This is a genomic window from Streptomyces cynarae, assembly GCF_025642135.1.
Lineage (GTDB): Bacteria > Actinomycetota > Actinomycetes > Streptomycetales > Streptomycetaceae > Streptomyces > Streptomyces cynarae.
In genome coordinates, this window is record NZ_CP106793.1 from 6,399,073 (window position 1) to 6,414,247 (window position 15,175).

Below are 15,175 nucleotides of genomic sequence, written 5' to 3' on the forward strand. Positions count from 1 at the left end.
GAGGAAAGCCGAGAGAGCAAGTCTCTCCGGTGAGTACAAAGGAAGCGTCCGTTCCTTGAGAACTCAACAGCGTGCCAAAAGTCAACGCCAGATATGTTGATACCCCGTCTACCGGATCCTTCCGGTGACGAGGTTCCTTTGAAAAACACACAGCGAGGACGCTGTGAACCGAGGGGACTATTCCTCCTCTTGGTTCCGCTCTCGTGGTGTTGATCCCGATCACGGGAAAACATTCACGGAGAGTTTGATCCTGGCTCAGGACGAACGCTGGCGGCGTGCTTAACACATGCAAGTCGAACGATGAAGCCCTTCGGGGTGGATTAGTGGCGAACGGGTGAGTAACACGTGGGCAATCTGCCCTGCACTCTGGGACAAGCCCTGGAAACGGGGTCTAATACCGGATACGACACGCTCAGGCATCTGATGCGTGTGGAAAGCTCCGGCGGTGCAGGATGAGCCCGCGGCCTATCAGCTTGTTGGTGAGGTAACGGCTCACCAAGGCGACGACGGGTAGCCGGCCTGAGAGGGCGACCGGCCACACTGGGACTGAGACACGGCCCAGACTCCTACGGGAGGCAGCAGTGGGGAATATTGCACAATGGGCGCAAGCCTGATGCAGCGACGCCGCGTGAGGGATGACGGCCTTCGGGTTGTAAACCTCTTTCAGCAGGGAAGAAGCGCAAGTGACGGTACCTGCAGAAGAAGCGCCGCTAACTACGTGCCAGCAGCCGCGGTAATACGTAGGGCGCAAGCGTTGTCCGGAATTATTGGGCGTAAAGAGCTCGTAGGCGGCTTGTCACGTCGGGTGTGAAAGCCCGGGGCTTAACCCCGGGTCTGCATTCGATACGGGCTAGCTAGAGTTCGGTAGGGGAGATCGGAATTCCTGGTGTAGCGGTGAAATGCGCAGATATCAGGAGGAACACCGGTGGCGAAGGCGGATCTCTGGGCCGATACTGACGCTGAGGAGCGAAAGCGTGGGGAGCGAACAGGATTAGATACCCTGGTAGTCCACGCCGTAAACGGTGGGCACTAGGTGTGGGCGACATTCCACGTCGTCCGTGCCGCAGCTAACGCATTAAGTGCCCCGCCTGGGGAGTACGGCCGCAAGGCTAAAACTCAAAGGAATTGACGGGGGCCCGCACAAGCGGCGGAGCATGTGGCTTAATTCGACGCAACGCGAAGAACCTTACCAAGGCTTGACATACACCGGAAAGCATTAGAGATAGTGCCCCCCTTGTGGTCGGTGTACAGGTGGTGCATGGCTGTCGTCAGCTCGTGTCGTGAGATGTTGGGTTAAGTCCCGCAACGAGCGCAACCCTTGTCCCGTGTTGCCAGCAGGCCCTTGTGGTGCTGGGGACTCACGGGAGACCGCCGGGGTCAACTCGGAGGAAGGTGGGGACGACGTCAAGTCATCATGCCCCTTATGTCTTGGGCTGCACACGTGCTACAATGGCCGGTACAAAGAGCTGCGATACCGTGAGGTGGAGCGAATCTCAAAAAGCCGGTCTCAGTTCGGATTGGGGTCTGCAACTCGACCCCATGAAGTCGGAGTCGCTAGTAATCGCAGATCAGCAGTGCTGCGGTGAATACGTTCCCGGGCCTTGTACACACCGCCCGTCACGTCACGAAAGTCGGTAACACCCGAAGCCGGTGGCCCAACCCCTTGTGGGAGGGAGCTGTCGAAGGTGGGACTGGCGATTGGGACGAAGTCGTAACAAGGTAGCCGTACCGGAAGGTGCGGCTGGATCACCTCCTTTCTAAGGAGCACTTCTCACCAGCTTCGGCTGGTCAGAGGCCAGTACATCGGCGAACGTCTGATGCTGGTTGCTCATGGGTGGAACGTTGACTACTCGGCACACTCGACTGGTTTCTCTTCTTAGTACTGCCCTTGGGCGTGGAACGGAACGAGGGTTGGCGAGGGTGTCGGGCACGCTGTTGGGTGTCTGAGGGTGCGGCCGTTTGGTCGTCCTTCGATGCCGGCCCCAGTGAACCGTCGCGAGTGTGCGGTGGGTGATGGGTGGTTGGTCGTTGTTTGAGAACTGCACAGTGGACGCGAGCATCTGTGGCCAAGTTTTTAAGGGCGCACGGTGGATGCCTTGGCACCAGGAACCGATGAAGGACGTGGGAGGCCGCGATAGTCCCCGGGGAGTCGTCAACCAGGCTTTGATCCGGGGGTTTCCGAATGGGGAAACCCGGCAGTCGTCATGGGCTGTCACCCACTGCTGAACACATAGGCAGTGTGGAGGGAACGCGGGGAAGTGAAACATCTCAGTACCCGCAGGAAGAGAAAACAACCGTGATTCCGGGAGTAGTGGCGAGCGAAACTGGATGAGGCTAAACCTCAAGCGTGTGAGACCCGGCAGGGGTTGCGTTTGGGGGGTTGTGGGATCTCTCTTCTACGGTCTGCCGGCCGTAGGGCGAGTCAGAAACCGTTGATGTAGACGAAGGACATGCGAAAGGTCCGGCGTAGAGGGTAAGACCCCCGTAGTCGAAATGTCAGCGGCTTGCTTGAGAGACACCCAAGTAGCACGGGGCCCGAGAAATCCCGTGTGAATCTGGCGGGACCACCCGCTAAGCCTAAATATTCCCTGGTGACCGATAGCGGATAGTACCGTGAGGGAATGGTGAAAAGTACCCCGGGAGGGGAGTGAAATAGTACCTGAAACCGTGTGCCTACAAGCCGTGGGAGCGTCGGAACAAGGCTTGCCTTGTTCTCGTGACTGCGTGCCTTTTGAAGAATGAGCCTGCGAGTTTGCGGTGTGTTGCGAGGTTAACCCGTGTGGGGTAGCCGTAGCGAAAGCGAGTCCGAATAGGGCGTTGGAGTAGCACGCTCAAGACCCGAAGCGGAGTGATCTAGCCATGGGCAGGTTGAAGCGGAGGTAAGACTTCGTGGAGGACCGAACCCACCAGGGTTGAAAACCTGGGGGATGACCTGTGGTTAGGGGTGAAAGGCCAATCAAACTCCGTGATAGCTGGTTCTCCCCGAAATGCATTTAGGTGCAGCGTCGTGTGTTTCTTGCCGGAGGTAGAGCACTGGATAGGCGATGGGCCCTACCGGGTTACTGACCTTAGCCAAACTCCGAATGCCGGTAAGTGAGAGCGCGGCAGTGAGACTGTGGGGGATAAGCTCCATGGTCGAGAGGGAAACAGCCCAGAGCATCGACTAAGGCCCCTAAGCGTACGCTAAGTGGGAAAGGATGTGGAGTCGCACAGACAACCAGGAGGTTGGCTTAGAAGCAGCCACCCTTGAAAGAGTGCGTAATAGCTCACTGGTCTAGTGATTCCGCGCCGACAATGTAGCGGGGCTCAAGCGTACCGCCGAAGTCGTGTCATTGCAGCATGTACTCCCAACGGAGGCTGTGATGGGTAGGGGAGCGTCGTCTGCCGGGTGAAGCAGCGCCGGAAGGTAGTTGTGGACGGTTGACGAGTGAGAATGCAGGCATGAGTAGCGATTCACACGTGAGAAACGTGTGCGCCGATTGACTAAGGGTTCCTGGGTCAAGCTGATCTGCCCAGGGTAAGTCGGGACCTAAGGCGAGGCCGACAGGCGTAGTCGATGGATAACCGGTTGATATTCCGGTACCCGCTGTGAAGCGTCAAACATCGAGCATCGTGATGCTAAGGCCGTGAAGCCGCCCTGATCTCTTCGGAGTTGAGGGGAGTGGTGGAGCCGCCGGACCAAGCGGTTAGTAGGTGAGTGATGGGGTGACGCAGGAAGGTAGTCCATCCCGGGCGGTGGTTGTCCCGGGGTAAGGGTGTAGGCCGCAAGGTAGGCAAATCCGCCTTGCATACGGCTGAGACCTGATGCCGAGCCGATTGTGGTGAAGTGGATGATCCTATGCTGTCGAGAAAAGCCTCTAGCGAGTTTCATGGCGGCCCGTACCCTAAACCGACTCAGGTGGTCAGGTAGAGAATACCGAGGCGTTCGGGTGAACTATGGTTAAGGAATTCGGCAAAATGCCCCCGTAACTTCGGGAGAAGGGGGGCCAGCTCCGGTGATCCGATTTACTCGGTGAGCTGGGGGTGGCCGCAGAGACCAGCGAGAAGCGACTGTTTACTAAAAACACAGGTCCGTGCGAAGCCGTAAGGCGATGTATACGGACTGACGCCTGCCCGGTGCTGGAACGTTAAGGGGACCGGTTAGCTCACTTTCGGGTGGGCGAAGCTGAGAACTTAAGCGCCAGTAAACGGCGGTGGTAACTATAACCATCCTAAGGTAGCGAAATTCCTTGTCGGGTAAGTTCCGACCTGCACGAATGGCGTAACGACTTCTCGACTGTCTCAACCATAGGCCCGGTGAAATTGCACTACGAGTAAAGATGCTCGTTTCGCGCAGCAGGACGGAAAGACCCCGGGACCTTTACTACAGTTTGATATTGGTGTTCGGTTCGGCTTGTGTAGGATAGCTGGGAGACTGTGAAGCCTGGACGCCAGTTCGGGTGGAGTCGTCGTTGAAATACCAGTCTGGTCGTGCTGGATGTCTAACCCGGGTCCGTGATCCGGATCGGGGACAGTGTCTGATGGGTAGTTTAACTGGGGCGGTTGCCTCCTAAAGGGTAACGGAGGCGCCCAAAGGTTCCCTCAGCCTGGTTGGCAATCAGGTGTTGAGTGTAAGTGCACAAGGGAGCTTGACTGTGAGACCGACGGGTCGAGCAGGGACGAAAGTCGGGACTAGTGATCCGGCGGTGGCTTGTGGAAGCGCCGTCGCTCAACGGATAAAAGGTACCCCGGGGATAACAGGCTGATCTTCCCCAAGAGTCCATATCGACGGGATGGTTTGGCACCTCGATGTCGGCTCGTCGCATCCTGGGGCTGGAGTCGGTCCCAAGGGTTGGGCTGTTCGCCCATTAAAGCGGTACGCGAGCTGGGTTTAGAACGTCGTGAGACAGTTCGGTCCCTATCCGCTGTGCGCGTAGGAGTCTTGAGAAGGGCTGTCCCTAGTACGAGAGGACCGGGACGGACGAACCTCTGGTGTGCCAGTTGTTCTGCCAAGGGCATGGCTGGTTGGCTACGTTCGGGAGGGATAACCGCTGAAAGCATCTAAGCGGGAAGCCTGCTTCGAGATGAGGACTCCCACCCACTTGATGGGGTAAGGCTCCCAGTAGACGACTGGGTTGATAGGCCAGGTCTGGAAGCCCGGTAACGGGTGGAGGTGACTGGTACTAATAGGCCGAGGGCTTGTCCTCAGTTGCTCGCGTCCACTGTGTTGGTTCTGAAACCACGAACAACCCCGCCGTGATTGTCACGGCGGCCGGGTTGTCAGTTTCATAGTGTTTCGGTGGTCATAGCGTGAGGGAAACGCCCGGTTACATTCCGAACCCGGAAGCTAAGCCTTACAGCGCCGATGGTACTGCAGGGGGGACCCTGTGGGAGAGTAGGACACCGCCGAACAATTCTTCAGAGCGGGTCCCCGAACTTCGGTTCAGGGACCCGCTCTTTTGCGTTGCGCGTCACTTTGCGTTCACGTGGCCGGACCAGCATCCCAGCCATGGGTACTGCTGGAATGCTCACGGCCGCAGGTGTCGGCCGCGGCGACGAGGTCATCGTGCCGGCGTTCGGCAACGTCGAGGTGGCCGAAGCCGTGGCCTCGGCGGGTGCGACGCCGGTCTTCGCGGACATAGACCCGGCGACGTACTGCCTGGACCCGGCGGCCGTGAAGGCCGTGGTGACATCCCAGACCGTCGCGGTCGTCGTCGTGCATCGCTTCGGACGGCCGGCCGATGTCGCCGCGCTTCACGAGGTCGGGCAGCGGCACGGTCTGCTGGTGCTGGAGCAGGGCGAGTCCGAGACGCCGTACGCCGAGGTGGCGCAGCGGCGGGAACGGGCGGCCTACCTCGACAGGCGGCTGCGGGGTGTGCGCACGCCCGAGGACGGCGGCGGCCACACCTATCAGCAGTACGTCGTGCGGGTGCCGGGGAACGGCCGGCCCGACCGCGATGCCTTCGCAGCAGCCCTGCGGGCCAGGGGAGTTGAGTGCCGGGTTCCGGTGAAGACGCCTGTGCACCGTATGCCGGCGTTCCGGCGCGACGTCTATCTGCCGGAGACCGAGCGGGCCGCCGACGAGACGCTCTCGCTTCCGGTGGACGCTTCCCTGACCAAGCGTGAGATGAACAGGATCGTCTCCGCGTGCAACGCCCTGGGCGGACTGCTGCAACCCGCTTTCTGAACCGGTGCCCGATGGTTGGGAGCACACGTCAGTTCGGGGTATGATCTATCCCGTTGCCGCGAGGGAAACCTCGGAAAGCGCGACAAGCCCCTATAGCTCAGTCGGCAGAGCGTCTCCATGGTAAGGAGAAGGTCAACGGTTCGATTCCGTTTGGGGGCTCGACGAAAAGGCCTCGCCCGGCAGGGCGAGGCCTTTCTCTTATGTCCGGGACCCATTTCCCGGACCCTCACTCCTTGGGAAGTCCAGGGACCCGCATCGCCAGAATCGCCATGTCGTCCGACGGGGCGTCGGAGGCGAAGCGCTCCACCGCGCGCATGATGCGGGCCGCCACAGCGCCCGCCGTAAGGCCCGTGCAGGTGGTCAGCACGTCCGCGAGACCGTCGTCGCCCAGCATGCGCCGACCCTCGCGGCGTTCCGTGACGCCGTCCGTGACGCACAGCAGGACGTCGCCCGGGTCGAGCGTCACCGTCTGCTCGTACAGCTCCAGGTCCTCCATGACGCCGAGGAGCGGCTGCGGTTCGGCCGCCGGCTCCACCGTGCCGTCCTGGCGCAGCCGGAGCGGCAGCGGATGGCCGGCGCACACCACCTTCAGTACGGCGCTGCCGTCCTCCTGCGGCCACAACTCGCCGTAAAGGAGCGTCAGGAAGCGGCTGCGGGCGCCCTCGTCGAGGATCGCGGAGTTCAGGCGCTCCAGGACGGCCGGGCCGCCGAAGCCCTCGCGGGCCAGCAGCCGCAGGGCGTGGCGGGCCAGGCCCGTGACCGCGGCGGCCTCCGGTCCCGTACCGCACACGTCGCCGATGGCGAAGCCGTACGCGCCGTCGCGGATCGGGAACAGGTCGTAGAAGTCGCCGCCGACCTCGTTGCCCTCGCCGGCCGCGCGATAGATGACCTCCACCTCGACGCCGTCGATCTGCGGCAGCCCCGGCGGGAGCAGGCTGCGCTGGAGGGACTGGCTGATGGCCGTGCGTTCCGAGTACAGCCGGGCGTTGTCCAGGGCGAGGGCGGCCCGGCGGCTCAAGTCCTCGGCCAGTTCCAGGATTTCCTGGCGGAAGTGTTCGTCCGTCGGCTTGCCCAGCGTCAGCATGCCGATGACGCGGTTGCGGGCCACCAGCGGCAGTACGACCGTTTCGCCTCCCACCGCCGAGGCCGTCGCCAGCGTGGTGCCGATGCCGGAGCTGACCGTCGCGGGCTCGCCGAGGCCGAGGCTCCGCATGGAGGTGCGCAGGGCCGCCTGGTGGGCCGCCTCCCCGGGGGCCGTCCAGATGCGGGCGCCGGGAGTGGGGATCGGCTCGGGGGGCGGGATCTTGGACAGGAGGGCCTTGAGGCCGTCGATGCGGTCCTCGTCCTCGTGCAGGACGTACGACAGGTACGGCTCCGAGGCCTGGTCGGCGATCGTGTAGACCGCGCACCAGGTGGCCAGGGTCGGGATCGTCATCTGGGCCATCAGCGCCAGTGTCTGGTCGCGGTCCAGGGTGCCCGCGAGGAGGTCGGAGGCCTCCACGAGGAAGCTCAGGGAGCCGCGGCGCAGGCGTTCCAGCTCGCCCAGGCGGGCCGATTCCACGGCGAGGGCGATGCGGTCGGCCGCGAACTGCAGGCGCAGCGCCTCCTCGTTGGAGTACCGGGTGGGTGCCTCGGCCGCCACGCCGAGGGAGCCGGTGAGCCGGCCCTCGACCTTCAGCGGAACCGTCACCACCGAGCGCATACCGGTGCCGTTCAGCAGCGGGACCGCGCCCGGTACGGCCGTCAGGTCGTCGTGGACGGCCGGCATGCGGGCCGAGCCGTAGCGGCCGGGGCCGGCCTCGACGGGGACACGGGCGAAGCGCTGGCGGGCGGAGGGCAGGCCCGTGGAGGCGCGTACCTCCAGCTCCGTCTCGTCGTCGGTGGCCAGCAGCAGGAAGGCCGCGTCGCCGTCGAGCATGTCGCGGGCGCGTTCCACGGTGCGTTGCAGCAGGCCGTCGAGGTCGTCGGGGGCGGGAGAGCCGATGAAGACCTCGAAGGGGTCCGCGGTCTGGCCGTCCGTGGCCGTGGTCGTGTCGGGGGCCGGGCCGCGCAGCGGGGTCTGCAGGACGGCCCGCTCGTGGTCGCGCACCAGCAGACAGACCGTGGACGGCTCTCCCGCCGTGTCGCGCACGCGCAGGTGGGAGGCGTAGACGGGGATGACGCGGCCGTCGGCGCCGCGGATGCCGTAGCTGCCCTCCCAGCGGGAGAGCTGGAGGGCCTCGGCGATGCCCGTGCCGGTGCCCGGGGTGTGCGGCCAGGCCGCGAGGTCCGTGAGCGGCTTGCCGGTGACCTGCTCCCCGGCGTAGCCGAACAGTTCCTCCGCGTCCTCGTTCCAGGCGGTGATGCAGCCGGAGCGGTCGATCTGGACGACGGCGACGCGGACCCGGCCGTCGGCGAGCGGCAGCAGGTCGGCGGGGAGGGCGGGGCCAGCCGCGCGCGTGCCGACCGGGCGCTCGGGCAGGTCGAGCTGGAACCAGACCTGTTTGTGCGTGGGCGTGTACTCCACGCCCCAGCGGCCGGCCAGGGCAGCGCAGAGCTGCAGGCCGCGGCCGCCCTCCCGGTCCGGGCTGCCCATGTCGACGGCGGTCGACTGCAGCGGGATCTCGCGTTCCGGATACCGGTCGGCGACCTCGATGCGTACGCCGTCGTCGCTGCGCAGGCACAGGACGTCCGCGGCGGTGCCCGCGTGGACGACGGCGTTGGTGACCAGCTCGCTGGTGAGGACCACGGCGTCGTCGACGATGTCGGCGAAACCCCAGCCCTGGAGGGTGTCGCGGACGAAGGACCGGGCGCTCGCGACCGATCGTCCGACGGGCTCGAAGCTGGCGGCCGCGCGCGCGGTGATCACAGAACTCCTCGTCCGGTTCTCGACGTGCAGGGCTCCCGGGCCGACCCCCTCCTGCCGAGGCAGTGGCTCGTCCTCACTCTGCCGGGGATCCTGGGGTGGTCCCCCGGGATGCAGTCCGGTGGTCATGGTGCGGCGCCCCTCCGATGCCTGCCCGCTCGTGCTCGTGCCACCGCCCAGGCCGGTCGACCGCTGCGGCTGGACAGCCGCATGCAAGGTTACTTACCTTCGCCGTCCATGCGGATGCCGGTCGCGTGTGTTTACGTCCAGAGGGTGTGCGGAGCGTGTGCGAAGCTGCCGAACTGTTATGGCCTGGTTCCGGCATGGTGAAACACTGGGCAAGCTTCTAGGAGAACGTCCGGCAGGCCGAGTGTCTTCTGCCACGCCGGGCAGGAGCACGCGCGTGTGCCTGGCCGGATCGGGCAGGACTACGCATCGGTAACCGATACGTCGAGCAGTACCCCTGAGCACAGCAGTGATGGTCGATCCCTGCGGGAGGGACACAGTGGAGTCTGGCGCAGCGACGCGTGGCACGAAGACGCGCGCGAAAGGCGGACAGTCCCTGGGCAACCAGCGCGCGGGGCGCGGCGGAACCACCGCGGTGGACACGGCGGCCCTGAACCGGCTGCTGGCGGCCCTGGTGTCGATGAGGGACGGCAACTTCCGTAAGAGGCTGACCGTCTCCGGTGACGGGGTCATGTCCGAGATCGCCGCCGTCTTCAACGAGGTGGCCGACCGGAACCTGCATCTGACCGGTGAGCTGGCGCGGGTGCGGCGTGTGGTCGGCCGTGAGGGCAAACTCACCGAGCGGCTGGAGACGGGTGCCTGTGAGGGTTCCTGGGCGTCGGCGATCGAGGCGTCCAACGCGCTCGTGGACGATCTCGTCCGGCCGGTCTCCGAGGTCAGCCGCGTGCTGTCCGCGGTGGCCGAGGGCGATCTGTCGCCGCGCATGGAGCTGCGGGCGCCGGGTCCGGAGGGGACGGGGCATCCGCTGCGCGGCGAGTTCCTGAAGGTCTCCCGTACCGTCAACAATCTGGTCGACCAGCTGTCGACGTTCACCGACGAGGTCACGCGGGTCGCGATCGAGGTGGGCACCGAGGGCAAGCTGGGCGGGCAGGCCCGGTTGCGCGGTATGTCGGGTTCGTGGAAGGACCTGACGGAGTCGGTCAACACGATGGCGTACCGGCTGACCGCGCAGGTGCGGGACATCGCGCTGGTGACGACGGCGGTCGCGAAGGGTGATCTGTCGCGCAAGGTCACGGTGCACGTCGCCGGCGAGATGCTGGAGCTGAAGAACACCGTCAACACGATGGTGGAGCAGCTGTCGGCCTTCTCGTCCGAGGTGACGCGGGTGGCCCGCGAGGTCGGCACGGAGGGCATCCTGGGCGGCCAGGCACAGGTGCCGGGCGTCGCCGGGGTGTGGAAGGACCTCACCGACTCGGTGAACGTGATGGCCGGCAACCTGACGGCCCAGGTGCGCGGGATCGCGCAGGTCACCACGGCGGTGGCCAACGGTGACCTGTCGCAGAAGGTCACCGTGCCGGCGCGCGGCGAGGTCGCGCGCCTCGCCGAGACGATCAACCAGATGACCGAGACGCTGCGGATCTTCGCGGACGAGGTCACGCGCGTGGCCAACGAGGTGGGTGCCGAGGGGCAGCTCGGCGGTCAGGCGAACGTGCCGGGTGCGGCGGGAACGTGGAAGGACCTCACCGATTCGGTGAACACGGTCTTCCGGAATCTGACCACCCAGGTGCGGGACATCGCCGCCGTGACGACTGCGGTGGCCAACGGCGACATGTCGCAGAAGGTCACGGTCGACGTGGCCGGCGAGATGCTCGAGCTGAAGAACACCGTCAACGGCATGGTCGACCAGCTGTCGGCGTTCGGTGCCGAGGTCACGCGCGTGGCGCGGGAGATCGGAGTCGAGGGCGAGCTGGGCGGCCAGGCGCAGGTGCCGGGCGCGGCCGGTACGTGGAAGGACCTGACGGACTCCGTCAACACCGCTTTCCGCAACCTCACGGGTCAGGTCCGCAACATCGCGCAGGTGACGACGGCGGTGGCCAACGGCGACCTGTCGCAGAAGGTCACCGTGGACGTCTCCGGCGAGATGCTCCAGCTGAAGAACACCGTGAACACGATGGTGGACCAGCTGTCGAGCTTCGCAGACCAGGTGACCCGCATGGCCCGGGACGTGGGCACGGAGGGCCGCCTGGGCGGCCAGGCCCGCGTGGACGGCGTGTCGGGCACGTGGAAGGAGCTCACCGACTCCGTCAACTCGATGGCGTCCAACCTGACCGGTCAGGTGCGCAACATCGCGCAGGTGACGACGGCCGTGGCGCGCGGCGATCTGTCCCAGAAGATCGACGTCGACGCGCGCGGAGAGATCCTCGAGCTCAAGAACACCATCAACACGATGGTCGACCAGCTCTCCGCCTTCGCCGAGCAGGTGACGCGGGTGGCCCGCGAGGTGGGTACGGAGGGCCGGCTGGGCGGTCAGGCGCAGGTGCCGGGCGTGGCCGGCGTGTGGCGCGACCTGACGGACTCCGTGAACGGCATGGCGGGCAACCTCACCGCGCAGGTGCGCAACATCGCGCAGGTCGCGACCGCCGTGGCGCGCGGTGACCTGTCCCAGAAGATCACCGTGGACGCGCGCGGTGAGATCCTCGAGCTGAAGAACACGCTGAACACGATGGTGGACCAGCTGTCGTCGTTCGCCCAGGAGGTCACGCGCGTCGCCCGTGAGGTCGGTACGGAGGGCATCCTGGGCGGTCAGGCCGAGGTGCAGGGCGTCTCCGGCACCTGGAAGGACCTGACGCAGTCCGTGAACGGCATGGCGAACAACCTGACCATGCAGGTGCGCAACATCGCCGAGGTCACGACCGCGGTCGCCAAGGGCGACCTGTCCAAGAAGATCACCGTCGACGCCAAGGGCGAGATCCTCGAACTGGTCACCACCGTCAACACGATGGTGGACCAGCTGTCGTCGTTCGCCGAGCAGGTGACGCGGGTGGCCCGCGAGGTGGGCACCGAGGGCATTCTGGGCGGTCAGGCGCACGTCCCGGGCGTCACGGGCATCTGGAAGGACCTCAGCGACAACGTCAACCTCATGGCCAACAACCTGACCATGCAGGTGCGGAACATCTCCCAGGTCGCCGCGGCGGTCGCCAACGGTGACCTGACGCGGACGGTGACGATCGAGGCGCGCGGCGAGGTCGCGCAGCTCGCCGACACCTTCAACACGATGGTGAAGACGCTGAGTTCGTTCGCCGACCAGGTCACCAAGGTGGCCCGCGAGGTGGGCACGGACGGCATCCTGGGCGGCCAGGCCTACGTTCCGGGCGTGGCCGGCACGTGGAAGGACCTCACCGAGTCCGTGAACCAGATGGCGTCGAACCTGACCGGTCAGGTGCGCAACATCGCCATGGTGACCACGGCCATCGCCAAGGGCGACCTGACCAAGAAGATCGACATCGACGCGCGCGGTGAGATCCTGGAGCTGAAGACCACCATCAACACGATGGTCGACCAGCTGTCCTCCTTCGCGGAGGAGGTCACGCGCGTGGCCCGCGAGGTGGGCACGGAGGGGCAGCTCGGCGGCCAGGCACGCGTGCGGGACGTCGACGGCACCTGGCGGGACCTGACGGAGTCCGTGAACGAGATGGCCGGGAACCTGACCCGGCAGGTGCGCGCCATCGCGCGCGTGGCGACCGCGGTGACGCGCGGCGACCTCAACCTGAAGATCGACGTGGACGCCTCCGGGGAGATCCAGGAGCTTCAGGACTACATCAACAAGATGATCGCCAACCTGCGCGACACCACGATCGCGAACAAGGAGCAGGACTGGCTCAAGGGCAACCTGGCCCGTATCTCCGCGCTGATGCAGGGCCGCCGTGACCTGGAGGACGTGGCCTCGCTGATCATGAGCGAGCTGACGCCGGTGGTCTCCGCGCAGCACGGCGCGTTCTTCGTCGCGATGCCGCTGGTCGACGGCCAGGACGTGAGCGCCGAGAACGACGACCAGTACGAGCTGCGCATGCTGGGCTCCTACGGCTACTCGATGGGCTCCATGCCGACGTCGTTCCGGCCGGGTGAGGCGCTGATCGGGACGGCGGCCATGGAGAAGCGCACGATCCTGGTGGAGAACGCCCCCAGCGGCTATCTGAAGATCTCCTCCGGGCTCGGGGAGGCGCCGCCCGCCCAGGTGGTCGTCATTCCGGTGCTCTTCGAGGGCAAGGTGCTCGGCGTCATCGAGCTGGCGTCCTTCACGCCGTTCACGCAGATCCAGAAGGACTTCCTGAACCAGATCGCCGAGATGATCGCGACCAGCGTCAACACCATCTCCGTCAACACCAAGACGGAGGTGCTGCTGAAGCAGTCGCAGGAGCTGACCGAGCAACTGAGGCTGCGGTCGGAGGAGTTGGAGCAGCGGCAGAAGGCCCTCCAGGCGTCCAACGCCGAACTGGAGGAGAAGGCCGAGCTGCTCGCCCAGCAGAACCGCGACATCGAGGTCAAGAACACCGAGATCGAGGAGGCGCGGCAGGTCCTGGAGGAGCGCGCCGAGCAGCTCGCGGTGTCCATGCGCTACAAGAGCGAGTTCCTGGCCAACATGTCGCACGAGCTGCGCACGCCGCTCAACTCGCTGCTGATCCTGGCCAAGCTGCTTGCCGACAACGCCGAGGGCAACCTCTCGCCGAAGCAGGTGGAGTTCGCCGAGACCATCCACGGCGCCGGCTCGGACCTGCTTCAGCTGATCAACGACATCCTGGACCTGTCGAAGGTCGAGGCGGGCAAGATGGACGTCTCGCCGACGCGTATCGCGCTCGTCCAGCTCGTCGACTACGTGGAGGCCACCTTCCGGCCGCTGACCGCGGAGAAGGGCCTCGACTTCTCGGTCCGGGTGTCGCCGGAGCTGCCGGCCACGCTGCACACCGACGAGCAGCGGCTGCTGCAGGTGCTGCGCAACCTGCTGTCCAACGCGGTGAAGTTCACCGACACCGGGGCCGTGGAACTCGTCATCCGGCCTGCGGGCGGCGACGTCCCGATGGCCATCCGGGAGCAGCTCCTGGAGGCGGGCTCGCTGCGGGACGCGGACGCGGAGTTGATCGCGTTCTCGGTGGCCGACACCGGCATCGGCATCCCGGCGAGCAAGATGCGGGTGATCTTCGAGGCGTTCAAGCAGGCCGACGGCACCACCAGCCGCAAGTACGGCGGTACGGGGCTCGGGCTGTCCATCTCGAGGGAGATCGCCCGGCTGCTCGGCGGTGAGATCCACGCGCAGAGCGAGCCCGGCCGCGGCTCGACGTTCACCCTGTACCTGCCGCTGCACCCGAGCGAGCTGCCGCCCCACGGCTACTCGCAGCTCGCGCCCACCCTGGAGGCCGGTGAGCTGCTGGCCTCCGAGGCCGAGCTGTCCGCGCCGGACATCGAGACCCCGGCCGAGGTGAAGTCGTACCAGGAGACCCAGAACGGTCCCGCCGCGCTCTTCCGGCGCCGCCGCAGGGCCGTGACCGCGGGCCGGGGCGGAGTGGGCCAGGACCAGGTCGGCGGCGAGCCTCAGGGAGGCGTGCTGCCGCGGCAGGGCGTGCGGTTCGACGGCGAGAAGGTGCTGATCGTCGACGACGACATCCGCAACGTCTTCGCGCTGACCAGCGTCCTTGAGCAGCACGGTCTGTCGGTGCTGTACGCCGAGAACGGCCGTGAGGGCATCGAGGTCCTGGAACAGCACGACGACGTCGCGGTCGTCCTGATGGACATCATGATGCCGGAGATGGACGGGTACGCCACGACCACCGCGATCCGGCGGATGCCGCAGTTCGCGGGGCTGCCGATCATCGCGCTGACGGCGAAGGCGATGAAGGGCGACCGGGAGAAGGCCATCGAGTCGGGCGCATCCGACTATGTGACCAAGCCGGTCGATCCCGATCATCTTCTTTCGGTGATGGAACAGTGGATGCGCGCGGAGTGAAGGGATGGCGGAGAACGCCTGCCGTTCACGCGGAGTTGCCGACTGAGAGTGGCGAGAGCCGTGTAGAAGTGCGGTGTGCGGGGAACCTTCTGGTCTCCTGCCGCGTTTCTGCTATGTGCACAGTGACATCGCGGTGACAGGGTGTGGCGACGGGCGGGGTGCGGCTACGATGACCGGCACAAGGACGGGCGGCGCAAGG

The 15,175-nt window shown here is 65.4% G+C and carries 3 protein-coding genes, 1 tRNA gene and 3 rRNA genes; 6 read left to right on the forward strand and 1 reads right to left on the reverse strand.

Annotated features, from left to right (window positions below):
- The first annotated feature begins 232 nt into the window (after nucleotides 1-232).
- From N8I84_RS29160 to N8I84_RS29180, 5 genes are all read left to right on the forward strand, one after another.
- Nucleotides 233-1,757, forward strand: a 16S ribosomal RNA gene (locus tag N8I84_RS29160).
- A 307-nt stretch (nucleotides 1,758-2,064) separates the two neighbouring features.
- A 23S ribosomal RNA gene (locus N8I84_RS29165) occupies nucleotides 2,065-5,186 on the forward strand.
- An 88-nt stretch (nucleotides 5,187-5,274) separates the two neighbouring features.
- Nucleotides 5,275-5,391 (forward strand): 5S ribosomal RNA (rrf, locus tag N8I84_RS29170).
- Together the 16S, 23S and 5S rRNA genes form the textbook arrangement of a ribosomal RNA operon.
- Nucleotides 5,392-5,503: 112 nt before the next feature.
- Complete coding sequence (locus N8I84_RS29175) at nucleotides 5,504-6,166, forward strand: DegT/DnrJ/EryC1/StrS family aminotransferase (protein ID WP_263234923.1); 663 nt, start codon at nucleotides 5,504-5,506, stop codon at nucleotides 6,164-6,166.
- Nucleotides 6,167-6,252: 86 nt separating this feature from the next.
- Nucleotides 6,253-6,325: transfer RNA gene (locus N8I84_RS29180), tRNA-Thr, on the forward strand.
- A gap of 67 nt (nucleotides 6,326-6,392) precedes the next feature.
- Here the strand turns inward: N8I84_RS29180 and N8I84_RS29185 are convergent.
- Complete coding sequence (locus N8I84_RS29185; protein ID WP_263232407.1) at nucleotides 6,393-9,140, reverse strand: SpoIIE family protein phosphatase; 2,748 nt, start codon at nucleotides 9,138-9,140, stop codon at nucleotides 6,393-6,395.
- Between the two features lie 376 nt (nucleotides 9,141-9,516).
- Here N8I84_RS29185 and N8I84_RS29190 point away from each other — a divergent pair, with 376 nt between their 5' ends.
- Entirely contained in the window at nucleotides 9,517-14,976 is a 5,460-nt protein-coding gene (locus N8I84_RS29190) for a HAMP domain-containing protein (RefSeq protein WP_263232408.1), read from the forward strand.
- Nucleotides 14,977-15,175: the final 199 nt, after the last annotated feature.